The organism is Nocardia sp. NPDC050175, assembly GCF_044459885.1.
Classification (GTDB): Bacteria; Actinomycetota; Actinomycetes; order Mycobacteriales; family Mycobacteriaceae; genus Nocardia.
Window position 1 is genome coordinate 361,051 of the sequence record NZ_JBITJI010000005.1, and the last position, 24,868, is coordinate 385,918.

Consider the following 24,868-nt stretch of genomic DNA (forward strand, 5'->3'; position numbering starts at 1 on the left):
TCCAGTTCTCGGCGATGGCGGCCGCCCCCGAGCCACCTGCCCCCGAACTCGCGCCACGCCCCACGCGCGCACCGGCCCGCAGCGCACGAATTCGCGCGACGCGCCCACAATCGCCCGCAATTCTCCGCGCGCCCTGATGATTCGCACGCGGCGGACGGCCACTGCTGACGTTCGCCAGGTTCACCCGCCTCATCGCGCCTCCTTCGTCACTCTGGTGGCCATCACGTCCGCGAGCCGTAGCGCACGAAATCGCACCGCGCGTACACAATTGCCAGCAATTCCGTGCGCGCCAGGAAGATTCATGCGCGGCAGTCGCCCGCTACGCCGCGCGGCGGCCGTTGGTCTGCTTATCCGCAGTGCGCTTGGCCCGGCGCCACGGGTACATGGCGCGCGCATGATGGTGCGCCGCGCACGAATCCGCTGACGCCGAACTGCGCGAGACGACAATCCGTGCGCGGCGAACGCGGGAAACAGCGCGCAGTCGACTACTGGCAGGCGGCCGCGACTCATCGGATCTCCTGCAGCATCTTGGCTGCCACCGTGCCCGCGCCTGCCGACCGCAGCGCACGAAATCGCACCGTGCGCACATAACTGCCAGCAATTCCGTGCGCGCCAGGAAGTTTCGTACGCAGCAGTCGCCCACCACGCCGCGCGGCGGCCGTTGGCCGGCTACGGCGCTCGACGTGCCGCACGCCACCGTGTGTACTCGGCGCGCACATCATCGTGCGCCGCGCACGAATTCGCTGGCGGGTTCGTGCGCGGGATGACGATCTGTGCGCGGCGGTCGCGAGGAACAACGCGCAGTCGAGCCCGGGGACAGGGGTCGGGAGGTGGCTGCGACTCATCGGGCCTCCTTCAGCATCTTGGCTGCCGCGTCGACCGCGGTGCCGACGTCGCCGTCGGGCGGGTAGAGCAGGGTGCGGCCGACTACCAGGCCGCGGACTACGTCGTGGCCTAGGGCGCCGTCCCAGTAGGCGATGTCGGCGACCTGGTCGCCGGAGGGGGCGCCGCCTAGGACGACTACCGGCAGGGTGGTGGCGTCGAGGACTGAAATATCTTCGGGGGCAGGGATTTTCAGCCAGGTGTAGGCGGAGGTGACGCCGAGGCCGGAGGCTACCGTGATGGCGCGGGCCAGCGATGCCGCGTCCTTGCTCATGACCAGGGCACCGGATTCGTTGCGGTGGTACGGCAGTGGCTCGACCATCGCCATGAGGCCGTTGGCGGCGAGTTCGGAGACGGCTTGCGCGCAGGCTTGCAGCGTCGGCACCGTGCCCGCGTCCGAATCGACAAGGCGCAGTAGCATTTTGCCGCCGTCGAGGCGGAATCTGGCGAGCGAGTCGGCGTCGTATCCGGTGAAGCGGTCGTCGATCTCCCACTCCGCGCCGGCCAGCCCGCCGCGGTTCATCGAGCCGATGACGACCTTGTCGTCCAGGGCGTCCAACAGCAGCAGTTCCTCGACCACGTCCGGCGAGCCGAGCACGCCGTCGACGTCCGGGTGGGCCAGCGCGATCAGCAGCCGCTCCAGCAGCGTGCGTCGGTCCGCCATGGCGGTCAGGTCCGAGCCGACGCCGAGGGCGCCGCGGGCCGGGTGGTCGGCGGCGATCAGGAACAGGGTGTCCTTGTCCGCCAACAGGTTCGGCCGCCGGACCCGCTTCGCATATGCCCGCTCGACCGCCGCCGGGTCCGTCGCGCGGACGCGCAGCAGCTCACGCCAGCGTTCGTCGGTCAAATGCACCGTAGTTCCTCCAGTTCTGTGATGGCCGGCCATATCAGCGGCACAGCAGTTCCTCGATCTCCGAGTTCGTCGGCATGGCATCCGCGCACGCCAACCGCGACGCGACCAGGGCCCCAGCGGCATTCGCGTAGGTCGCGATGCGGTGTGGGTCCCAGTCCGAGAGCAGGCCGTGGATCAGCGCACCGCCGAAGCCATCCCCCGCACCGAGCCCACAGACCACCTCGACGCGACACGGTGGCACCGTCCAGCGTTCATATTCGGTGGCGACGAGCACGCCCTCGGCCCCACGCTTGATCACCGCGAGACGGACGCCGCGCGCCAGCAACCGATCGGCGGCCTCATCGGGATCGGCTGTCCCCACGGCGACTTGGACCTCGGTGCGGTTGCCGACGACGACATTGACGTGGTCGACCATCCAGCCGATCTCGGACCGGGCGGTGTCGATGTCCGGCCAGAACATCGGCCGGTAGTCGAGGTCGAGCACGGTGTGCCCGCGCCGGTCGCGACGTTCGAGGATCCGGCGCTGGGTGCTGCGACCGGGCTCGGCGCTGACCCCGGTTCCGGTAACCCACAGCAGCGGAATCGAATCCACCACGTCCCACGGCACCTCGTCCTCGGTGATGGTGAGATCCGGCGCGATGGGCGCGCGGTAGAACAGCAGCGGCGGATCGGCGGGCGGCTTGAGTTCGCAAAAGACCACCGGCGTCAGGAGATCCGGCGCGGTACCGACGTAGTCGGCCGATACGCCGAAGTCCGCCAACGCCGTTCGCACATAGTCACCGAAACCATCCGGCCCCACCTTCGTGAGCACCGCACTGCGACGACCGAGTCGCGCGGCGGCGACCGCGACGTTGGTCGCGGTGCCGCCCAAGAACTTCGCGAAGGATTCGACCTCGGCTAGGCTGACACCGCTCTGCTGCGGGTAGAGATCGACGCCGACTCGGCCGATCGTCAACGCTTCCAGACCGGTCACGACGGCACCTTCCGCTGCGGCTCGCGACTCACGACACGACCCGCTGTAATTCGTGCTGCAACGCGTCCAGCTCGGCGCCGCCCGCCATCTGCCGCGTGAGCTCCGACAGATCGATCTCGTCCTTCTCGTACGAGCCGAGCACCGTGCCGCGTTTGAGCAACAGGAACCGGTCGCCGACCGGGAAGGCATGGTGCGGGTTGTGCGTGATGAGGATGACGCCGAGCCCGCGATCACGCGCCTGGACAACGTATTTCAGCACCACCCCGGCCTGCTTCACGCCGAGCGCGGCGGTCGGCTCGTCCAGGATCAGCACCTTCGCGCCGTAGTGCACGGCCCGAGCGATGGCGACACATTGCCGCTGACCGCCCGACAGCGTGCCGACCGGCTGCTCCATATCGCGGATCTCGATGCCCATGTCCGCCAACCCTTGTCGGGCGATCTCGCGGCCCTTGCGGCGGTCGAGCAGTCGGAACGGGCCGGTGGTCGGCTCCGAGCCGAGCACGAAGTTGCGCCAGACGCTCATCAGCGGCACCACCGCCAGATCCTGATAGACGGTCGCGATACCGTGATCCAAAGCCGCACGCGGCGAGGACAATCGGACCGGCTGCCCGTCGATCCGCAACTCGCCGCGGTCGTGCTGGTGCACGCCCGCCAGGATCTTGATGAGCGTCGACTTGCCCGCGCCGTTGTCGCCGAGGATGCAGGTGACCTGCCCCGCGTTCACCACGGTGGACACGTCCTCCAGCGCGACGACGCCGCCGTAGCTCTTGCCGATACCAACGGCCTCGATCAATGGGGTGGGCCCATCGCTAGGCGATGCTGTGCTCATCGGCGTACCCTTTCGGCTCGCTTCTGGAATCTGTTGTTGACCAACACCGCCGCCAGCAGCAGCACGCCGAGGAACAGCATGAACCAGTCACTGTCCCAGCGCGCGAACACGATTCCCTGACGGGCCATGCCGAAGATGAGGGCGCCGATGGCGGCACCGATCGCCGAACCGAAACCGCCGGTCAGCAGGCAGCCGCCGACGACCGCGGCGATGATGTAGTGCAGTTCCAGCCCCACACCCTGATTCGCTTGCACGCTGGCGAAGCGCAGGATGCTGCAGGAGCCGACCACCCAACCGGCGAACGCCGTGGTCATGAAGAGCACGATCTTCGTCCGGTTCGCCGGAACGCCGACGGCCCGCGCGTTCTGCAGCGCGCCACCGACCGCGAAGATCCAGTTGCCGAACCTGGTGCGCACCAACACGATCGAGGCGATCACGGTCAGCACGATCCACCAGATGACCGAGGCTTGGATGCGGGCGTCACCGATGTTGAGCGTCGAGGCGAACACCCAGCCCGCCGAGTTGTAGCCGTCCACGCTCCGAATCCCCGACACCTGAACGGTTCCGGTGACCATTCGAGTGATGCCGAGGTTCAGTCCTTGCAGCGCAAGGAAAGTGCCCAGCGTGACGATGAAACTCGGCAATCCCGTACGCATCACCAGCCATCCGTTGAACGCGCCGACGAGCAGCGCGAGCACCAGCGAGGCCAGCAGCGCGAACCAGACGTTCCAGCCCGCGTGCACCGCGAGCAGCGCGGTGACCAATGCGGTCGACGCCGTCATTACACCGGCCGACAGGTCGAACTCGCCGCCGATCATCAACAGCGCCACCGCGACCGCCATGATGCCGAGCGTGGACGAGTCGTCCAGCCAGGTCGCGACGCCGAGCGGACTCAGGAACCGATCGGTGATGATCGAGAAGAACACGAACACGAGTAGCGCGCCGAGCGCGGCACCGATCTCCGGCCGGACAACCATCCGCTGCATCAGCGTCGGCCCCTTCGGTTCGGCGGCCGGGCCGGCCTCGGATGTCTTTGTGGCAACAGTCATTTCATACTCCTCAGCGCGTACCCTGTGCCACGAGCGCGGCGACGGCATCGACATTGCCCTTGTCGACGAAGGCCGGACCCGTCTGTACCGGTGTGCCACCACCGACGGTGTTCAGGTTCGTCCGGTAGGCCTGCAGCATCACCACGGGCAGGTAGCCCTGCTCGTACTGTTGCTGGTCGACGGCGAACAGCAGCTTGCCCGCCCGGATGGCCTCGACCACATCGGGATTGAGGTCGAACGTCGCGACCGTCGCGCCGGACTGCGCCTCCTTCACTCCATCCACCGCGCGAGCGGCGACCTGTGAGTTGAGCGTCAGCACAGCGTCGATGGACTTGTCCGCCTCGAGCGCGCCCTTGATGCGGGACTGCGCATCGGTCGGGTTGTTGATGTCCACCTGCAGCGTCGTGCCATTGCCGAAGGCCTTGGTCGCGCCCTCGCAACGCTGGTTGGCGCCGATATTGCCCGCCTCGTGGATCACGCACAGCAGCTTGGTCTTCTTAGCGTCGGCGAGGCGCTTACCCGCCGCCTGTCCCGCCAGCGACTCGCTTTGTCCCACATGGCCGATGGCGCCGTACTTAGCGCTCTCGCTCTCGCCCGAGTTGATCGTCACCACCGGAATGCCTGCGGCCCTAGCCTTTTCGATCGAGGGCCGCAGTGCGTCGGGGTTGGCCATCGAGACGACCAGCCCGTCGACACCCTGCGCGACCGCGTTGTCGATGAGCTTCGCCTGCTGGCCCGGATCGCCCGCCGAGTTGTATTCGACCCGGACGCCGAGGTCTTTGCCCGCCGCCTCCGCGCCGTTCTTGACGACGTTCCAGAACGCATCGCCGGGGCTGCCGTGCGTGACCACCGCGACGGAGTGCAATTTGCCCGCTGCGACAGGGGAATTCGTCGGCGCGGGCACGTCGGCGCCCGGCCCGCTACACGCGGCGAGCACCGCGGCGGCGGCCAGCCACGGCACCAAGCGGCGCGATCGCTGCCACCCGCGGCGTACTCGAAGAGACATCGTTGTCATCACTTCCCAACTAGATTCGTGCGGCGGAAGTCGCGAGCGCCGCCAGGTGGCGCAGGCTGCGTTCGGTATCCCGGCTCGGCAGCTCCGCCGAGTCGGTGGGGCGCAGAGCGGTGTCCTGCTCCATCACGTACCAGCCGTCGTATCCGGCGGCCTGCATGCTGTGTACCAGAGCGGCGACGTCGACGTCACCATCTCCCAGCGGGGCATACAGCCCGCGTCGCACGGCCTCGCTGTATTCCAGTGCGCCGCCGCGTACTTCGTCGGCGATCGCGCTGCGGACGTCCTTCAGGTGAATGTGCCCGATCCGGTCGGCGTGTCGCTGTGCCAGCAGTACCGGGTCGGTGCCGCCGATCAGCAGGTGACCGGTGTCGAGACAGATGTCGAGGTCCGAATCGGCCAGGAAGCGTTCGACTTCGGGTTCGGTCTCCACGTGCGTGCCGACGTGCGGATGCAGCACCGTGCGCAAGCCGTGCTCGGCGGCGATGTCGCGGATCGCGGCGGAAGTGTCGATGAGCGTGCGCCATTCGTCCGCGCTGAGCTGCGGGCGGGCGTCGTATCCGCCGAGCCCGGTCGCGGCGGCAAGTACGAGCACGTCGGCGCCGGTCGCGGCGAACAGCTCGGCGTTCTCCTTCGCTTGCGCGAGCGCGCTTTCCGGCTCCTCGTGCAGCACCAGCGCCAGGAACCCGCCGACCGCGGTGATGCCGAATGTCGCGAGCAGCGAGCGCAATTCGTCCGGGTCGCGCGGAAGATAGCCGGGCGGGCCGAGTTCGGTCGCGGACAGGCCGAGCGCGGCCATTTCCGAGAGCACGGTGTGCGCGTCGAGCACGTGACCCCAGCCGGGCACTTCGCACACTCCCCAGGAGATGGGGGCGGCCGCGATGCGCAGCGGGTAGAGCGGTTCGGTCATCAGGACTTCTCCGACCTTCGATGTCGAGTTGGAGCGCTCCACACGGTTGGAGCGCTCCAACTATGTAACGTGGGTCATAGTGTGTCAAGAGGCGCACCGTTGGCCAGAATATCGCTACTACCAGGTAATATCCGACCTTCCAGCGAAAACGCCGAGAACTCGGATGAGAAGAAAGTCGGATTAGAGCGCTCTATTGATTAGCGCGCGACAACCTTGTAACGTCCGACACTGCACGGATCATCGAACGCGGAACGGAGACGACATGGCGCGACCGACCATGGAAGACGTCGCCGAACGCGCCGGCGTCTCCCGCGCCCTCGTCTCGCTCGTCATGCGCAACTCACCGAAGGTGAGCGACCATCGCCGCCGCGCCGTGCTCGAGGCCGCGAAAGACCTCGGCTACCAGCCACACATCATGGCCCGCTCGCTGGCCAGCCGGACCTCGAACATCGTCGGCGTCATGGTCTCCGACCTGCGCAACGCCTTCTTCGCCGACGTCGTCGAGGGAATGGACAGCGCCGCACAAGAATCCGGCCTCGAGCTCATCCTCAACACCGGCCGCCGCAGCGCCGCCCGCGAACACACCGCCCTGGAGAGCCTGCTCGCCTTCCGCCCCGGCGGCATCATCCTGCTCTCCCCCATCCTGCCCGCCGCCGCCATTCGCGATGCGGCACAACAGGCTCCGCTGGTCCTGGTGTCCCGCAGCTCCACCATCCCCGACGTCGACACCGTCAACGACGACGGCGAGGTCGGTGTCGGCTTGGCCGTGGATCACCTTGCCTCCCTTGGCCATCGGCGCATCGTGCACCTCGACGGCGGCACCGCGTTCACCGCGGCCCCCCGCCGCAAGGGCTACCGCACCGCGATGGAACGCCACGGCCTCGAGCCGATGGTCATCCCGAGCGAACACACCGACTCCGCGGGCATAGCCGCCGTACAGAAGCTGCTGAACCTCTTCACCCGCGACAACTTCCCCACCGCCTTGGTCTGCGGCAACGACTTCAACGCCGTCGGCGCCATGTCCGCGCTGGAAGAGGCCGGTTTGCGCGTCCCCGACGACGTCTCAATAGTCGGCTACGACAACACCTCTCTAGCCGCCCTGCGCCACGTCTCCCTGACCACCATCGATCAGCCACGCGTCCAAATGGGCCGCCTCGCCGTCGAAGCACTGGTCGAACGCCTACGCGCCGACCGCACCGACCCGGTCCGTCGCCGCCTCCAGCCTTCCCTCGTCGTCCGCGCGACGACCAGCACCCCCATCAGCTGAAACTTCCCCTGCCCCAGGCAGTTTCCCCACCGCACGTCGAGATTCATCAGGAGGAAAAGTCGATGACATCCCACAAAGCCGTCACCCTCGGCCTCGCAGGCACCGGCCGCATCGGCACCTCCCACGCCGAAACCCTCAAAAACCTCCCCAACGTAGCCAACGTCATCGTCGCCGACGCCGACCCCGACCGAGCCCGCACCACCGCCACCAAACTCGGCCTGGAATTCGCCCCCGACCTCGACACCCTCTTCGCCGCCGACCTCGACGGCCTCATCATCACCACCGCCACCGCCTCCCACCCCGAGCTGATCACCAGAGCGGTAGACGCAGGCATCCCCGTCTTCTGCGAAAAACCAGTAGCCGCCAACATCGAAGGCACCCTGGCCGTCCTGGACCACCTCCAAAACACCACGGTCCCAGTACAAATCGGCTTCCAACGCCGCTTCGACGCCGGCTACCAAGCCGCCCGCAAAGCCATCCTCTCCGGCTCCCTCGGCTGGCTCCACACCCTCCGCGCCACCACCCTCGACCCCACCCCACCCCCCGCCGACTACATCCCCCACTCCGGCGGCATCTTCCGCGACTGCGGCGTCCACGACTTCGACATAATCCGCTGGGTAACCGGCCAAGAAATAGTCGAGGTCTACGCCACCGGCACCAACCAGGGCGACCCCATCTTCACCGAATCCAACGACGTAGACACCGCCGCGGTCCTGCTACGCCTAGCCAACAACACCCTCGCCACCATCTCCCTGACCCGCTACAACGGAGCAGGCTACGACGTCCGCCTCGAAGCCCTAGGCTCCAAGAGCAACGCCATCGTCGGCCTAGACGACCGCTCCCCCCTCACCTCCGTCGAACCCGACTACCCAGCCTCCCCCTACCCCGCCTACCCCGGCTTCATGGACCGCTTCCGCAACGCCTACACCGACGAACTAACTGCCTTCGTCTCCGTCGTCAACGGCAACCTCGAAAACCCCTGCCCCCCAACAGATGCCCTAGAAGCCTTCTACGTCGCCGAAGCCTGCGAACTCTCGCGCGCCGAACACCGACCCGTCCAGGTCGCTGAAGTCCGTCACTGATCACCTGTCGGCGCACGCCCGACGGCTTGACGCAATCGCAGACCGCCGGTGGTGTTATCGAACTCCACCAGACGGGTTCGCCCTTCCTCGATCACGGGGCAACAGAGTCGTTCTCAGGACGCCGCGGGCGGTAGCAACGTCTGGCCCTCGAGACAGAACCCCACTCGGCACACCGAGATCAGCTTGCTCACAGGATAGGACTCATTAACCCGATCGCAGGACAGTTTGAGCATGGATTAACAATGCCGTTTGTTCCTAAACTCCAAGGTCAACGGTGCGGCGTGCCAACAAAGATTCTCGAATGCCCGACAGAATGGCAGGCTCCTGAGGGCCGAGGTAAGCAAAGCAGAGATCCTTGCGGGCGCGCGTGCATAACACAAAGAGGCGAAGCCGAGCCTCGACGCTGGTCCGGTCCTCCGTATACGCATGCAAGTCCGGCACAAAGACGCTGTCAAACTCCAGGCCTTTCATACTGGCGGTGGTTACTATCCGGATGGGGCGCGTTGAGAAGTCGACAGTGTGCCGATACTGATCGTCGTGCACGTACGCCTGAGTATACTTCGTGAGCCCGAGCCGAGTGAGCTCGCTCTGAACATCCCGCAGCAGACAGATTGACCTGCAGATAATCCCGATACTCCGCTCCGGATATTGCTCAAAATACTGAGATATTTCAGCAGCGAACTCCCTCAGTGAGGATATCTTCAGGATTCCGGGGATACGCCCCATCCGTACAGGTAGGAATGCGTCGCCGTTTGCCCTCACGGAGAATTCGGATGCCAACATCGCAATCTGGCGAGTACTTCGATGACTCTCTAGCAATGCGAGTGGGCCTGCATTCACCCCCAGCACACGGCATATCTCGGATATGGCACTCTGCTCGTCATCGATCCGCTCGTTCTCGTCTGCAAAGACGGTGACATCGACGCCGACGATACGACACAATTGATAGAAGCCGACAGGAAGGTTTTGCCCTTCGTCAATCACCAGATTCGTTGTGGACCTGACCTTCTGAAAGATACAGCGCCGCTGCATCTCGATCCAGTCGTAGCTCCAGTCGTCCTCACCGGTTTTCGGCGGATCGATGGCGAAGTGTGCCGACCAGAATTCCCTGATCCACCGATGATAAGTGGTGACTACGTAGGCATTTGCCACGTCCGGAGCAAGTTGTTCCAGATATTGATGCAGGAGATTCGAGCGCGTAAATAATGTAACGGCACGCCCAATAGTCGCCAACGCCCAGGCACGATATATAGCCATCACGGTCTTTCCCGAACCCGGCGCCCCGGTGATCACATGACATCCATAAAATGGAATATCAATGACTTTCCGCTGCTCGCTACTGAGGTCGAGGAGGGACGGAATCATGGCAGATCGATGGCCTCAGCTGATTCCTCGAGTGCAGCCTGGACAACGTCACGGAAGAATCCGGGGACCTCGCCTTCGCCTATCAGCAGCATCCTGTCCAACAAGGTGTTGCCTATTTCGCAGCAAGTCTCAGGAAGAAGAGTACAGGCATGACAGGCGGCTCGGTTGAGGTTGGCCAGCGACCTGCCGGTCGAGTCTGCGCACAATGGGTCCTGTGAACACCATTGCGCAGATTCGAGCAGACGGATCACAGTCTCCGAGAGGTTCGGTGGCTGCCCCTGGCGGACGAGTCCGCCCAGCGTCCCTTCTGCGTCCCCGGCCGCCGTATAGATGAACACACCCGCTTGTTGCGGAAGCCCGCTGCCCGAAGGGTGACTTCGAGCGTAAACGCGTTCCCGTAGGGATGCCGCGTTGTACCCGCTGTCGTAGGAGAGTTGACGGATGAAATGATGAGCAAGGGTGTGCAGCATCACGAATCGCGGGAGGAGCTCTGGCCCGGATTTACTTCTCAAGCGGTCGACCTGGAAGGAAGCGTCCAAGTTGCGCTCGATTCGTCGCGTCCATTCTCGAACTTGCTCACCTCTCTCCCAGTTACTTAAACGCTCTTCGTCAACAGAAATGAATATTCCTTCACCATAAGTTTCGATGGCAGGTAGCCACAGTGCCCGGCTTGCTGTGTTGACCGAAACCACACGACCGCCCTGTTCTTCATCGTCACCGGAGCTGGGCTCGTATCGCGAAAACCCTTCGAGGGCGCGGACTTCGCGTACTCGATCTGCCACAACGACGGCAGATATTTTTACGGCCAGCACATGCAGAGACCTGGGATCATTTGGGTGAACTCCGAGTTCAATTCGACGCACAGAGAACGTCCGCGACTCGGCAATGGCATCGGGATTGGAGAATGCTGCCCATTCGGCAATACTGAGATCGTCGTCCGAGCCAGCGCTCGACAACACCGACGAATCCTTGTCGACACAGCGCTGTCGAATATTCTCGACGAAATCCTCCGACACCCCACACAGGTCAGCGATTACAGTCTTGTAGGAATCGGACATGGGACTGCTGCTACCGAGATTGACAAAGGCAGGCCACGGTGAGCTATTGATGACTTTCTGGGTCAGCTCGTCATCCTCAGGCAGATCGCCAGGCGCCGGGATGTCGATTGCCGAGTGAGTGATCGGGAAGTACACGTTAGATGCGCCGCGCTGTACCGCTTGAGGTGTTTCGTCACACGGATCCGCCTCGTCGGCCCCAAGATGCCACGGATGGGTTCCACGACATAGCGGGTTGGTCTGCTTGAGGACGTTCTTCTGGCTGAGCCCCGCCAGACTGCGTTCGGCCCGACAGACGAGACAGACAACTCGGAGGGCTTCCAATCCGGCAGACTCTGGACTAGCGACGAACCGAAGCCGATCGGATTGGCACTGGCGCTGGTCATGTCCGTCATGCCTGAAGTGTGCCCATCGACGCCAGTCGATGTCGGCCATGTGGCCTGCCTTGCAGACCTGGATGAAACGCATCGGAGCCAGCTGCGCCTTCGCCGCACAATGCTGGCAGGTCGGTGGCTTGTCCCGTTGCTCCAGACTCGTTTGCCAGAACTGCATTTCCCTGCATTGAGGGCAGAAGAGCCACTTGGGAAATCGTACGTACGCAGGCCCGACACGGGACGTGTAGGAGGCTTTTCCAGAGGGGATTACAGGGGCCGATCGGAACCCTTCGACCCTCAATTTCATTGCAAGCCTTGGAGACTCGACCCGCTCGCCACTTGCGGCCCAGCTCCGGATATCCGCGGCGACGAACGATTCGCCTCGGAGGTCGATAATGCCGCCGACCCCGAAGGGAACGACAGTCTGCGCTCTACGCACCTTGCGGCGAATATCTTTCATGGCATCCCCCTCACAGCGACAAGGCACTCGCGGTCCACGTTGCGCATCGACTGTGGTGTCTCCCAAAGTCCATCTTGTTTACCGAAGTCAGTGAGGAGCGCTGTATATCCACGTCCCTGAGATTGGTAATAGAGATATCCACCCTCACCGCGGACGATTTCGGCTTCTTGTTGCCAGGCCTCGATCAACGAGTCGAGCTCCCTGATCGCGGCGTCAGCCTCTTCTGGATCGGCCCGTTGCACGTGGTTGACGATGAGATCCCGGACCCGTCTGACCTCGATCATGTGATCAAGGATGTCTCCCGCCATGTTCTCCGCATTCAGGCCGATCCCGTGTCGAACGAGAATGGCGAGTACCGCATGCAGCGCGCGGCCACGAGAGGGCATAGACCACGGCGTGACGCTGGTAGGTTCGACGTGCCGGTACAGCGAGCGGTGATAGGCGCCGAACGACTCGTAATGAGATCGGTCCCGAGGCTTGGTCGAGCGGAAAAGCGTAACAATCAGCCCAGGCACAACCTTCCTGCCGACGCGGCTGGTGGCCTGGATGTACTCCGATGTCGTCTTTGGCTGTCCGTTCATAAGCATGAGCCCCAGCCGTGGAACATCGACACCGACGGCAAGCATGTTGGTCGCGGCGAGGAACGAGATGCTGCCACGTTCCTTGAAGCTCTTGCCTAATCGCTCTAGAAGCCGTGGTTGAGCTGCGCGCGGAATATTGCTGGTGAGCTCAGCTACCGAGTCATCGCTCAAACTCCGACGACGAGCGACGTCCTTCGTCAGATGCTCAAGTCGCGCAGGGATGTCGTCCCTTGCGATCGTTACCGTTCGACCGAGCTCTCGCAGACTGTTGTGGTAGGCGACTGCGGTCCAGTAGGCATCGCGAAGGGTATCGTCTGAACAGATTTCTTTCGGAGCCTGCAGGGCGGCGGCACCCACGTGAATGGTCGCGGTCGAGGCGGTATGCCCCTGCGCCATGACACCCACGTACAAACGTCCGGGCTTATCCTCGTCCGGAGAGGCGAAATAAGAGTAACCAGCCTTGATTCCAGCAGGAGGGAATAGCTGCGCGGGACGACCATACAGGTTGCGGATTTGTTCCTGCGAGCGCCGGATGGTCGCTGTCGATGCGATGATCTTCGGCACGGTGCCGCCCCAGGAACACAGTTCGATAATAGCTGTCTCATACAATCCGACCGTTGTTCCCAGCGGGCCTGCCAACAGGTGTAATTCGTCCTGAATAACCAGCGAGGGGGCACGCTTACCATTCTTGCCGAAGAGATTCCCGGCCTCCGTCTCCCAAGCCAACCGTGCGAATTTATCCACAGTCCCGAGCACGAAAGTAGGAGGCTCCTTATATATCTGTTCATCCACGACGGAGACCGGTAAAATTTCATGGAATACACAAGAGTCGCGCGGACAGAAGAAAGAAGTTGAGATTCCATCCGCCCGTATCCCGAAATCCTTGTTCCATCCGCGTCGCTCCGGAACGATTTCGGTGCCACACCATGGGCAGCGCTCCAACAGAAAGCGATCATCGGGTTCGTTCATCTGCTTCAGGGCGCTGAGCTCGTCTTGCGCCGCGGAGATCTTGTTCGGCGTCGTCTCCTTCCCCACCCAAAGCCCGATGGAGATGGGCTCCTCCCCCAGGTCGTGGAGCAATGGACCGTCAAGTCCCTTTCTGATGTATTCCAGGGCGCAGATGGCCGTTGCCGTGCGCTGGAATTGCTGGGTTGTAAGCAGACTCAGCGTGTACCGACTGAGAACTGCAGTCCCACCGCCCTCCGGTCCGTACCACAGTCGGCGCCAAAGGATCTCGAAGCATGCGGTGAGTAGATATGCCTCCGTCTTGCCGCCACCTGTAGGGAACCAGATCAGGTCAACGGTCTCGCGATCCTCGCTGTGAGGATTCATCAAACATTCGACCACGAGTAGAAAGTAGGCGAGCTGGAACGGGTGCCATGCGTAGTCGTCGTCGGGCTCGGTCTGTTGGAGCAGTTCACTGTCTCTGCGGCGACGGCTACCTGCCAATTCTCGGCGGCTGTGAAGCATCTGAAGCGCCATCGCCCGGTTGGCCAAACGAAACGCCTCACGCGCCTTGCCTCCCGCACGTGTCGATGCGGTGAGTGCCTCCACTCCTAGCGCCATGCGGTTGAGCACGACATCGATGCGGCCGAGGATCCGTTGAGACGGTGTAGCGGCCCATTCCGGGAGGGATTGGGCCTGCACCTGCTGGGTTTCGAACCACACGCGATACCCCTGGACGAACGAGTGCAGTTCGGCTCGAAGAGCGTCCACCGCGAGCCCGGGTCGCGACAAGTATGCGAGATTTAGTATCGGCAAGGTCGTGGGCCCGTCAGGCGTGATGTGCTCGACCACTTGAAGAGGCATAACCTGCGCTCGTACCGTTGCGACCTCGCCGGACATTTCGTCCCACTCGACAGCACAACCATGTCCTACTGCTCTGGTCACGATGTGGCGGTACTGGACGCGAAGCTCCTGTTCCTCTTCATCGCGACTATTGAGGCGAGTGCTCGGATACTCCAGGACCTTCCCTCCGATTGTTGATGCCTCTAGCTCGGCCTGGAAGAGCATCCGGTCCCGGTCCCGGTGTGGGCTCTCTTCTTCAGAGCGCGCGTTAGCCAAGACACACGTTACGAGATGTCCGACTCCGTAAGGGCGCCAACGGGTATGGAGACGACCATGTCCGTCCAGAACGGTGATCGGTGTCTTCTGTCCCACAACGACCGTCTCTGTTGCGGAAAGACGGGGTTGTCGTTGCCAACTGCGACGCCCGCCCTCGCGCAATGTGAGATAGCGATAAGCCCCACAAGACACTTCGATCTGTTGAGCATCGGTGAAGAAGGAGAAACCAAGGGATGAGGGAAGCCATGCATTCGCTTCGGCCACAGGATCGTCGGCGAATCCGTCCTCTTCCCCGGCGCCGGCCTCCGTCTCACTGAAGGTCTGCTCGCCGTCCTCCTGCGCTAGCTCCGAGAGGGATGCTCCACGTGGGTACAACGTGCCCATCAAATAGCGTCGATCGGGTGGATCGACGAGGGTCTCGTTGTCGGCGGCAGCTGGGCCGACCAATTGCTTGCGGAGATACGCCACGAACGCATCCCGATGCTTGGCGAGCGGTGACTCGGAGTCGTTCATGCGAGGTTTTCCGTCCGTGTCAGTATGGCACTGCCCAGGTCCCTGAGTTTGTGGCGGGTGCCTGGGCGACAGGCCACCCAGAGTTGCGCGCGAGCCCTAGTCCAGGCGACGTAAAGCGCATCGAGACGCCCCTCGAGGTGTTCGGGTCCAAAATCGATCAGGCAAACCACATGATTCTCGTGGCCTTTGAACTCGGAGACGGAAGCCCAGGTGAGACGGTGCTTCGTACGGTCTGTCCCGACTACGTTTGCGAATCGCTCAATCTTGGAGGATCGCTGTAACAGACGAGCCGAACCCGTTTCCCAGTCCCCGGAAGCGGACAGTAGCGTAATATCCCGCAGCGAGATGCCTTCCTGCACAAGCTTGTTCACGTAGGCGCCTAGGGCAGCGGCTTCTTCCTGTGCATCCTGGACATCCGTGAAGTGGACCGGTTCTCCTTGCCCTGCGGAGGCAACGCCAAGGTCCGCTCCTGTGTAAGCGTGAACCTGTGTAACGATCTGGACGGTGTTGCGGCAGTTTCTCTTCATGGGCCCGTATACAGAGCCCAGTAGCCGCAAGAAATCCCAAGCATCGGGATCGTAGGCCTCCGGCGCCAGCACCTGGTTGTTTTGGTCGAGCATGAAGATCCATCGGCCATTGGCGAGACCGTCGGAGACGAGGTTGTCCAGGATGCCGAGACTCTCGAAGGTCATCAGATCCTGCGCCTCGTCCACGATCAGTTGGTCGAAGGTGCGGCCCCGAACCTCGTCCAGGCGATCGAACGGCAGCACGGTAATCGCGTGGTCAGCGAGGATTCGGCTCAAATGGGTAGCAAGCGTGGCGCTAGCGCAGGTGAACAAGACGCTGCCGTTGGTGGACTTCCTACGAGCTGCCTCGGCCGCGAGGAAGGTCTTGCCAGTGCCTGCACCACCGATCCATATGAGGCGCGGGTTGGACTCCAGTTCATCGAGTCTGTCGATCTGTTCGTTGGTAAGCCGTTCAAAAGCGACCTCGAGGTTTACCAACCGAGCCTGCAGATTGGGTACGCGGTCGAATTCCGGGCGCACTGCATCGAGCATCTTCTTGCGCAATACGGCAGGTACAGGGGTGCTGGCCCACTTATTGCGGGCCAGCCAGAAGAGAGTGGCGCGCTCGATTCCTCGTGCCAGACCCCGTCCGCCGTCATACGCAGTGGCACCGAGGTACTGCTCTGGTTCGAACTCCGTGGTGCGTTGGATGTCGACGTCCGTGGTGATCACGAGGTACCCGCTGGGCACGCCGTGTCCTCGCAAATTGCCGACAAGTTCGCCGATCTCCCGGTCGAACTCGTGCATACCCCCGCTGGCCTGCGAGAAAGGGCTCTCCCTTGGACCATCTTCGCGACCGGGTGGACCGTAGTACCACTTCCCGTCCCTGAGGCAGACGCGACCGCCCTTGACCTCAATGAAGAGCAAAATCTGGGGCGTGATGACGACGAAGTCGATCTCGCCGACACGCTTCTTATGGTGCTTGGGGAGATGAACAGAGTGCAACGCAACGCTCTGGTCATCGACGATCCTCTCGAGCGCCGCGAACACACTGCGCTCGGCTTGGCTCTTCGTACTGCTCGAGATCTCACTCGGAATGACCCGCATCTACCCTCCCCAACGGCATCTTAAACGTATCATCAAGATATCGAGTCAGATTCGCTCAGGGAGCCGATTCTGAGACAGAGCGTTGACGGGGTGGGTGCAAGGGGCGGTGACCATGGGGCGAAGCGGTGAATCCAACAGCCGGATGAACGGATTTGCCCAAGATATGCTCGCGGGTCTTGTACGGCGTTTCACGGCGGAAGGGGTCGAACTCGACACCGCGCTGGATCAGGTGAGGCGAGCCGCGCGCCTGAACGTGCAGGATGCTCCCATCTTGTACGGAGCTGTGGTTGCGACGAATCCGGGGAGTGGTAGGGCCGAAGAGGATCACAGCGACGAGGAGAGTGAAGTTGTCGGCGCAGGCAACGGTCTGGAAGACTTCGAGGTCCCCGAGGAAGAAAATGCTCCGGACCTCAGGACTCTCCGTGGAAATGTACATGTCGAAGACTTGCGTGCGGCACGTCGCGCCGCTCAAGGCCTGCTCGAAATCGATCGCAGGCGATCAAAGCTCGAGAAGTATCTGCTGACCGCGCAAGAAGAAGTGGGCCTCTGCCTCCTGTTCCGAGGGAATATTAATCCATCGGAATCATTGCCCGATGGATATGTTTCGAAGCTTTCGCGAGACAGTGAGGAACATCGGGCATTTTCCGCAATGATCCTCCACAATCAGGGGCTTGTTCACAATACATTGCGCAACATGAGACGCTCCAAAGACAATCCCATGTATGACGATCTTGCCCAACACGGCATATTCGGATTAATCCGAGCCATGGAGAAATTCGACCTGTCTCTGGGGTGGAAATTTTCCACGTACGCTACCTGGTGGATTCGACAGAAGATAACTCGGGCCGTGATCGACGAAGAGTCTTCTATCAGGATTCCTGTCCATGTATGGAGTGATATCGAGAAGGTGCGGAAGGTTCAGCGAGATTTTTACAACCAGGGCAGGACGCCGAATATGGACGATTTCGCCCTTGCGTGCGGTATCAGTCACGCCCGGGTAGAGGATTGCCTGCGGCTCAGTTGCAACCGAGATGTCCTTTCACTCGATAAGCCCGTCGGCGACAACATAACCCTTGGGGAGCTGACCGCCGATCTGAGCCGAGGCATCCCTGGCCCTGAACAGGCACTCTGGAACGAATTCACACGTCAGGAACTCTTCCAACTCTTCGACGCCAGCAGTCTTCCCACGAGAACACGAAGAGTTCTTCTTTTGCGGTTCGGATTCATCGATGACAGACAATGGACGCTCGATGAAATCGGGAAGGAATTCCGAGTAACGCGCGAGCGGATTCGGCAGATCGAGAATCGAGCGCTGACGGATTTGAGGATTCAAATCGGATTGGCCCCAGACGACCCTGAGTCGAAACGTCGGCGCATGAAGGCTGCTCGAGATTTCGCGCGGGAGGCCACGGAACGGACCGACATAGGCAGTGATCGAGAGAAACCAGGAGAATCCGCAGCTGGCAAGCCGCTGCTACGCAGCGCCGACAGCAGAGTGGAGGCATACAACAGCACCGATACGAGAGAGGAAGCGGTGACCTCACGAAACGCGGAGTTTGGCCGATGGCTGGCTGAACGGATGCAAGGAAATGGGACGGACGAAACCGAACTGGCACGCCGTCTCGGAGTAACGCGAGCGCTCGTCGAAGCCTGGCTCGATAACCGATCCGCGCCTCGTCCGGACCTACTGATCAAGGTTCAAGAAATATTTACCGGGGAGGATGGTGCCCAAGAGGAAATCGGGATTGGTTCGCCCCCAAGCGAACCTACGGACAAATCGATCGCCTGGTACCACCGTCCCGGACACCTCGACGGCGGACGGGAATTCGGCAACGCAGCAGCCTTCGCCTTCGAAGCCGATCTGGAGGTCCTGGCCCGTGAAGCCACCCAGAACAGCCTGGACGAGCGTGACAGGCGCAACGACCGCCCAGTTCGGGTCCGTTACATTCTGCACGAACTAACTGGTGACGCGTTGGCTCAGTTCCGCACCGCCATTCGTTGGGACGACCTCTACCCGCACTACGCAGCGGCCGCTGCCCAAGATCAGAAAGTCGGACGCGTCATCCGCGCCGGCATGCGAGAGATGTACGAGCGGGACCGACTGGTCCTTCTTCGCGTTGATGACTACAACGCCAATGGGCTAACGGGTGATGACTATGAGGACGGCCGATTCTCCGCCGTAGTGCGACGCCAACTCGAGAGTCGTAAATCGGACGCGGTGGCCGGAGGATCGTATGGCCTCGGAAAAGCCACCCTCTGGGCGACCAGCCGCCTAGGGCTGGTCCTCATGAACTCCACGCTTTCCGAACCACACGAGGGGCGTACTGAGCGACGCTTGATCGGCCGCCTCGATCTGCCCTGGAGAGAGGTAGATGGCGCGAGATTCGCGGGTCCAGCTTGGTTGGGCCTGCCAGATACCGAAGCGGACAACGCCAAGGTAGCCCGTTCTTGGTGGGCCGACGACGACATCGTGGAAAGACTTCATCTCACACGCGAAGACGATGATGCCGGCACATCTTTCCTAATTGTCGGAGCACACGACGTGGCCAGTCTTGCCGAGCCCGGACCGGGTCAAGACGGCGACGTAGGTGACGATGAGGACAGCCTCGAGCGGATGCATCAGCGGTTGGTTCGCGCCCTCGGTCGCAACTTTTGGGCCGCGATGACGTCGGGAGGCGGACGCCCGCCCTTGCTCGAGGCATCTGTAAGAACACTGCGCAACGGTGTGGAGTACATCGAGGAAGAACAGGTCGATCCGCAGATTCATCAGCCCGCACGCTCCCGTGCCCTCCAGGCATTTCTGAGCGGCAAGACGGTGGATCGGCTAGTAGAAGCAGGACAAGTTGCGCTAGCCACGGTCCCGTTGAATGTTCCCGATCGAGATGGCCAAACCGGAACAGCCGGTGAGCATCGAGCGGTCCTACTCATTACCGAGGCGACAGATGCCGACGGCAAAATCAATCAGGTGACCGCGATGCGCGGCAACCGCATGACGGTCAAGACCAGTTGGGTGCCAAACCTCCCGGTAGGTACCAATCCGTTCCAAGCAGTTCTACTTGCAGGCGTCGCAGCGGGCGGTGAGGCGCCGTTCGCTGCCGCGGCAGAGGAGTTTCTCCGTTCCGCCGAGCCGCCGGAGCACAATAAATGGGCCCAGACCGAGGAATTGAGAATGCGCTACTCGCCCTCGGCCCATCGGCGAATAGCAGCTCTGACTTCGGCGACCAACAGAGCCGTGCACGAACTGGTGGCAATCCCCAAGGAAAAGAAGCCTGGCGGCACAACCAAGGTACGCAAGCGACTCAAGATTTCGGGCAAGCCCACTGCCAAGGTAAGGGGAACGGTGGCTCCTCCGAAACTGGACAGTCTAGAGGCGAGCATCAATTCCTCCGGGGCATGGCAGATCACTGCAGAGGTCAAGCTGTCACCCGGAGAAGAGCCTTGGCGCATGAGACCCGTCGCTAAGCTCGAGGTTCGCTCTGGTCCTCGTCCAGTGGTCAAATGGGCCGAGCTCGTCGCTGTTAGCAACTGCGAGGTGACCGACGGGGTGCTGCTGTTCACGCCCAACGCCCGCCGTGCTGTCTTTCGAGGCATTACCGATGTGTCGGCACATCCTGTGCGAGCCGCGTTGACCGGTCTCGTTGTCGAACTCCTAGAAAGCAAGGGCGGAGTCGAATGAAGGTATACCCCTACCCTCGACTTGCTGGAGCAGTGACCGTGCGGGTCACAGCTGTCCGGCTCCGCGGTCTCGGCGACAGCCGTGAACAGCTGGACACGAAGGGGTATTCGGTCGTCGAGCAGGTTGTAGCACTGGGCAGGGCCGAACGGAATGACTGGCAGACTGCCCGGATTGCCCTCAGCGCGACTGTGCCCGTTCGCGAGATCGAGGCAAAAGGTCATTGGTCCGACCTCGTAGTAATCGCCGTTTTGACGGAGGGTGCCACCAATGCACGCACCGTAGCCCAACTGCGACCCGGTACGGCAGGTGGCAGGGAATGGATCGGAGAAGTCGAGCTCAACCGAGACGACTACCTGGACCGTGCGTCCCTCGCGGTGCATGTAGTAGCCACGGTAGGAGAAACACATGGCCGGATAATCGGCTCCACCGATCAGGAGTGGATGATCGACATGACTGCCGACGCCCCGCTCCGGGATCGCCAACTCGATGTGAGCACCGTTAGTTTCGCCCGCAGCACCGAGCGTTTGGCGAGATTCCGTGATGTGCCCTGGATCGTGGACACTTCAGGCCGCATACCCGCCGTTCGCATGAACTCGGACTTCGAGGGCCTTGTTGCGCTCGTCGAAGGCGGGGGCTCAAAGGTGGAGAGCGTGTTGGGCGAGATGCTGCTCGCTCATATGTGTTCCGATGTGTGGACCGCTGTATTTCACACCGCTGTAGGCGATCTGGAGATCGAAGACGACGGGAATCCAGTCTTCCCACCGGATTGGCGCGGAGCAGTCCTTCGCGAGATGCTCCCGGATATTATCCCCGGGCGATCAGCAGAGGACGCTTTGCGCGAGGTTCACATCCGACGTTCCGGCGAAGGAAGTTGGAGGGACCTACAACCGCGAATCCAGTATGCAGCCGCACGACGTGCTGATGTTCCTAAGATATTGGCCGCCGCTGTCCGTGACATCGAACGACTCGACCAGGAGACCTCCGCGTGACATCCCGCCCCGAGTATTTGCCGGAAAGGCTTGCGCTGCTGTCCGATATACAGGCCGCTGAGTACATCTCGACAGGGCTACTCGAAGGCCGCGAAGACGTTCCTGCGATTGCGCTCAACAAGGCTGCCACGCCACTGCCGAACGAGGACGCACGACTAGGACTTCAGAACGTACGGGATCTGATCGATTATGCGATTGCCAAGTACCGTGACGAGCGTCCAACTGCAGCGGACGCGTGGCTGGCACCCCGCCTGCATGAGACCCTCCGATTGACACGTCGGGAGGCATCCGACAAGCAACTGTGGACCTATCTGGCCTTGGGCGTGGCGCCGGACTACGTCGTCTGGCGGCATCTGCCCGAGCCGAAGCCAGACGTTCCACATGGCCGTGTGGCTCGAGACAAGTTCGTTGGCGCACACTACAAGCAGGCGTTCGCGCGGCTCTGGTGGGCAGCCGAACTATTCCGTGACGGCCCGGATTACCGACCCGCCGTAATAGCATGTGGTAATCAGGACATGCTCAACTCTGCGCTTCGGCTCGACGTCATCGACCACCGTCCTACCGCTCTGGCGCTTATCAGACTGATGGAACGCGGGATAGTCCGAACCGGTCGAGAAGTGAATGCCCTGACGACCGCGGTCAACACCGCTGCGGCAACTTTGATGTATGACGTTATCGCTCCGGACGCGGAACGCGACGCTGACCCAATGCGGGACTGGATTGCGGGCGCTGAATCGTCCCTTCCCTCGCCCCGGAACAACCTCCCCGAAGGCCCAGAGGAAGAGCGTGCCCCGGAACAGGCGGTCGAGAGATTGGTTGGTCATTTCGCGGAGCTGTTTGCAGATGCGCAGGTCAGGGGGCGGGACTCCGACGAAGGCGAGTGATCTTGTGTGATTCCGGAGGACATTGGCTCTGATCACCACATCCCAGATGACGCAACTCCTCTGAGATTGCTTCGGATACACTCGGCCAGCTGTTTGCGGCCATCAACTCCTCGTCCGAAGGAGGCCTCCCATGCAAGGCTGTGCTGAGCACATGCATGCCTAACCGCGGGGGTACAGCGTTCCCGACTTGCTGGGCCTGGTCCTTACCAGACCAGGGGAAGTTGTGCGGGAAGGTCTGAAGAACCCCAGACTCAGGAATTGTGAACCGGTCGGACCGGTTGGCCTCGTATTCCGCGATGCTCCTATAGATCTTGTTTCGCGAGATCTTTCCGGTGACGGTGAAGGCGGGCTCAGAGGACAGGCGCCGACCTCGCTTCTTCGGATCACCGCCAGAGCCATAGTTCGAGACAACAAAGAACTCCGTCTTGTCTCCTGCACGGAATCGGGAAACGTCAACGGGAGAATCCTCGAGCCGACTTGCCGCGTCGAGGGCACCTGCCATAGATATCCAGCGCTGCTTGGCCCCAGGAATCGCGCAGTCGGTCAGAAGCACATCGGGTTGAGCCGCGTCGCGTTTGCCTCGATACAAGTCAAATGGCAGGTGAGTCGCTCTGATCGGTTCGATCGCTCCCTGCCCCGCGAGACGAGCGACGAGTACCGCGCGGGTGCGAGTTTGCGGCACACCGAACTGTTCAGTCTTCAATTCCCAGCACTCCGCTTCGTACTTGACACCCTCCAGCTTTCCCTCACCACCCCGGAGGAGCTTCGCGTAGACCTCCCAGAGAGGCAGAACCGCTGGCACCTGCTCGAGAACGATTACCTCGTATGGGTTACGACCGTTTGTTTCGATCGCCTTGAGGAGCCAGCGGAGTGGCTCCAGGACCAGGGCGGTGCGGGGATCGCCGAGGGCAAGCAGATCCTCATCGATCGTGGCCTCGTTTTCTCCGCTTACAAGACGGTGGATGAACTGCTTAACAGTGTCCAGAGCTCGCCGCCCCGCGCCGTTTCCTGCGACCGAGAAGGACTGGCAGGGTGGGCCCCCGGCGAGCACATCGACCGACTTCGGGATCTCGTCGAAGCGGGTCTCGCGCATGACTCTCACGTCGGCGTGAATCGTCGGCAGGCCTGCCGCATAGCGCGTTTCGCACGCGTTCTGGTCCAGCTCGATCCCGATGCTCTTGAACTTCAGGAAGTGCGCGGCCACATCGAGTCCCCCAGGACCTGCGAAGAGATCAAGGATGCGGACTCCGTCGAAATGACAAGCGTGTGCTTCCAGGTTCATGGGGTTGAAGTGTAGCCGGCGGCAGGGGCCGCAGATTCTACCAACGCCGCTCGGATCGCCAATCCCACTGCCCTCCCTACTGGAGGCGGGGAGGCATGCCCTATCTGACGATAGCGGGCCGTCTTTTTACCATCGAATCTCCACTCAGTCGGAAAACCCTGTAGGAGCGCGGCTTGGTCCGTGGTAATCCTCACCATTCCGCGCCTACCCGTTTCCGGAGCCCAGATGAAGTCTGGACCGGGAACTTCGTCTGCGACCGTGCCTCCGTCTACGCCTATCTTGGCCCATGCCTTCCTCGTGCCAGTTGGCCCGAGGTCTGCACCTCCGCGCCTGTCCGACCCGCCCACCAATGTCGGGGCAACACTGAGCGCCTGGGCTGCCCAACGGTCGACGTCGCGCCAACCGCGCGCGGCCATGGACCGGTATAGCGCTCGACCTACGGACTGATGCTCGCGCACTGTTGGTTCTGGTGGACAGAACGCGTCGAAATACTGCTTCTGAAGCGCCACGAGCATGCCTTGCTTCCGGTTCTGCGGTACCCCAAAGTCAGCCGCGTTCAGGATGAACCAGTGGAACCGATAGCCGAGATGAACCAGCTCCTGACGGAGGAAGTCGCGTATCGGCTCAAAGCTTGGTGCGTTGACAAGCTCCGGCACGTTCTCGATGAGCAACGCTCGGGGCTTGACTGCGTGCGCCAGATACACGGTTGCCTCGAGCAATCGCAGTTCGGCCTCTGATTCGATCCGCATGACAGTTGCACTGGACTTCACACGGGGCAACCCTGCCGACAGCAGATCAACGTCATAGATCTCCCGGTGCTGCAGAGGTGAGAAGTCCAGCAGATTCTTTTCCAGGACCTGCCACGCCGAACGATTCAACTTCAGCGTGCCGCAGGCCCCGGGCTTCTCGTCCAGAAGCAGCACCGGCTCAAAGCCAGCCTGCTCGAGGCCAAGGGCCAACCCACCTGCCCCCGCGCACACATCAACAAACCGTAGCTCGGTCATCGACCCCACCTGTCGTCGATCGGTCCCTCCCGCTGCCAATTCCACTCGCCTGTTGTATCAATCTGGCACATGACAGTAACCGATGACTCGGAACCGACTTGTGAACTTGGTAGCGGCATCTGGAGGTGGTAAAGGACCTGCCGCACCGCCC

Annotated in this window: 18 protein-coding genes; 5 read left to right on the top strand and 13 right to left on the bottom strand. The window is 62.2% G+C overall.

Translation table 11 applies throughout. The annotated features are described in order from the left end of the window. Positions 1 to 506: 506 nt before the first annotated feature. The 7 genes from ACIBK2_RS19480 to ACIBK2_RS19510 are packed head-to-tail and all read right to left on the bottom strand — an operon-like array spanning position 507 to position 6,508. Positions 507 to 845, bottom strand: a complete 339-nt coding sequence (locus ACIBK2_RS19480) for a hypothetical protein (protein WP_396968918.1) — start codon at positions 843 to 845, stop codon at positions 507 to 509. Further along, positions 842 to 1,768 (bottom strand): aldolase, encoded by a 927-nt coding sequence (locus ACIBK2_RS19485; protein ID WP_396968919.1) that lies wholly within the window; start codon positions 1,766 to 1,768, stop codon positions 842 to 844. The genes ACIBK2_RS19480 and ACIBK2_RS19485 overlap by 4 nt, the downstream gene beginning before the upstream one ends. Position 1,769: 1 nt before the next feature. Beyond that, on the bottom strand, positions 1,770 to 2,708 hold the full coding sequence (gene iolC, locus ACIBK2_RS19490; protein ID WP_396968920.1) for a 5-dehydro-2-deoxygluconokinase: 939 nt from the start codon (positions 2,706 to 2,708) through the stop codon (positions 1,770 to 1,772). A 28-nt stretch (positions 2,709 to 2,736) separates the two neighbouring features. After that, entirely contained in the window at positions 2,737 to 3,537 is an 801-nt protein-coding gene (locus tag ACIBK2_RS19495; protein WP_396968921.1) for an ATP-binding cassette domain-containing protein, read from the bottom strand. Beyond that, positions 3,534 to 4,586: an ABC transporter permease gene (locus ACIBK2_RS19500; protein WP_396968922.1), complete on the bottom strand. Its 1,053-nt coding sequence runs from the start codon at positions 4,584 to 4,586 to the stop codon at positions 3,534 to 3,536. Before ACIBK2_RS19500 ends, ACIBK2_RS19495 begins: the two co-directional genes overlap by 4 nt. Before the next feature lie 10 nt (positions 4,587 to 4,596). Then, positions 4,597 to 5,592 carry a sugar ABC transporter substrate-binding protein gene (locus tag ACIBK2_RS19505; RefSeq protein WP_396968923.1) on the bottom strand — a complete coding sequence of 332 codons (996 nt, stop codon included), beginning with the start codon at positions 5,590 to 5,592 and terminating at the stop codon, positions 4,597 to 4,599. Positions 5,593 to 5,611: 19 nt separating this feature from the next. Continuing rightward, positions 5,612 to 6,508, bottom strand: a complete 897-nt coding sequence (locus ACIBK2_RS19510; protein WP_396968924.1) for a TIM barrel protein — start codon at positions 6,506 to 6,508, stop codon at positions 5,612 to 5,614. A 262-nt stretch (positions 6,509 to 6,770) separates the two neighbouring features. Here ACIBK2_RS19510 and ACIBK2_RS19515 point away from each other — a divergent pair, with 262 nt between their 5' ends. Together ACIBK2_RS19515 and ACIBK2_RS19520 are read left to right on the top strand one after the other, a co-directional pair. After that, the gene (locus ACIBK2_RS19515; RefSeq protein WP_396968925.1) at positions 6,771 to 7,775 is read left to right on the top strand and encodes a LacI family DNA-binding transcriptional regulator; all 1,005 of its coding nucleotides are present in this window, start codon (positions 6,771 to 6,773) and stop codon (positions 7,773 to 7,775) included. 62 nt (positions 7,776 to 7,837) lie between these two features. Continuing rightward, positions 7,838 to 8,857: a Gfo/Idh/MocA family oxidoreductase gene (locus ACIBK2_RS19520; RefSeq protein WP_396968926.1), complete on the top strand. Its 1,020-nt coding sequence runs from the start codon at positions 7,838 to 7,840 to the stop codon at positions 8,855 to 8,857. Positions 8,858 to 9,112: 255 nt separating this feature from the next. Here the strand turns inward: ACIBK2_RS19520 and ACIBK2_RS19525 are convergent, their stop codons facing one another. From ACIBK2_RS19525 to ACIBK2_RS19540, 4 genes are read right to left on the bottom strand one after another with little or no spacing between them, the layout of a single operon-like run. After that, entirely contained in the window at positions 9,113 to 10,222 is a 1,110-nt protein-coding gene (locus tag ACIBK2_RS19525; RefSeq protein ID WP_396968927.1) for a hypothetical protein, read from the bottom strand. Next, positions 10,219 to 12,111, bottom strand: a complete 1,893-nt coding sequence (drmB, locus tag ACIBK2_RS19530) for a DrmB family protein (protein WP_396968928.1) — start codon at positions 12,109 to 12,111, stop codon at positions 10,219 to 10,221. Before drmB ends, ACIBK2_RS19525 begins: the two co-directional genes overlap by 4 nt. Then, positions 12,108 to 15,269, bottom strand: a complete 3,162-nt coding sequence (locus ACIBK2_RS19535) for a helicase-related protein (RefSeq protein WP_396968929.1) — start codon at positions 15,267 to 15,269, stop codon at positions 12,108 to 12,110. Before ACIBK2_RS19535 ends, drmB begins: the two co-directional genes overlap by 4 nt. Next, entirely contained in the window at positions 15,266 to 16,882 is a 1,617-nt protein-coding gene (locus ACIBK2_RS19540; protein WP_396968930.1) for an NERD domain-containing protein, read from the bottom strand. Before ACIBK2_RS19540 ends, ACIBK2_RS19535 begins: the two co-directional genes overlap by 4 nt. A 112-nt stretch (positions 16,883 to 16,994) precedes the next feature. Between ACIBK2_RS19540 and ACIBK2_RS19545 the strand changes: the two genes are divergently transcribed. The 3 genes from ACIBK2_RS19545 to ACIBK2_RS19555 are packed head-to-tail and all read left to right on the top strand — an operon-like array spanning position 16,995 to position 22,431. Then, positions 16,995 to 20,558: a sigma-70 family RNA polymerase sigma factor gene (locus ACIBK2_RS19545; RefSeq protein ID WP_396969225.1), complete on the top strand. Its 3,564-nt coding sequence runs from the start codon at positions 16,995 to 16,997 to the stop codon at positions 20,556 to 20,558. Beyond that, a complete protein-coding gene (locus ACIBK2_RS19550; RefSeq protein ID WP_396968931.1) occupies positions 20,555 to 21,547 on the top strand; it encodes a hypothetical protein in 993 nt (330 codons plus the stop codon). The genes ACIBK2_RS19545 and ACIBK2_RS19550 overlap by 4 nt, the downstream gene beginning before the upstream one ends. Further along, positions 21,544 to 22,431: a DUF6339 family protein gene (locus ACIBK2_RS19555; protein WP_396968932.1), complete on the top strand. Its 888-nt coding sequence runs from the start codon at positions 21,544 to 21,546 to the stop codon at positions 22,429 to 22,431. Before ACIBK2_RS19550 ends, ACIBK2_RS19555 begins: the two co-directional genes overlap by 4 nt. Here the strand turns inward: ACIBK2_RS19555 and ACIBK2_RS19560 are convergent. Continuing rightward, positions 22,400 to 23,713 carry a DNA cytosine methyltransferase gene (locus tag ACIBK2_RS19560; RefSeq protein WP_396968933.1) on the bottom strand — a complete coding sequence of 438 codons (1,314 nt, stop codon included), beginning with the start codon at positions 23,711 to 23,713 and terminating at the stop codon, positions 22,400 to 22,402. The two genes, ACIBK2_RS19555 and ACIBK2_RS19560, sit on opposite strands and share 32 nt — an antisense overlap. Further along, a complete protein-coding gene (locus tag ACIBK2_RS19565; protein ID WP_396968934.1) occupies positions 23,710 to 24,717 on the bottom strand; it encodes a DNA cytosine methyltransferase in 1,008 nt (335 codons plus the stop codon). Before ACIBK2_RS19565 ends, ACIBK2_RS19560 begins: the two co-directional genes overlap by 4 nt. Positions 24,718 to 24,868 lie beyond the last annotated feature (151 nt).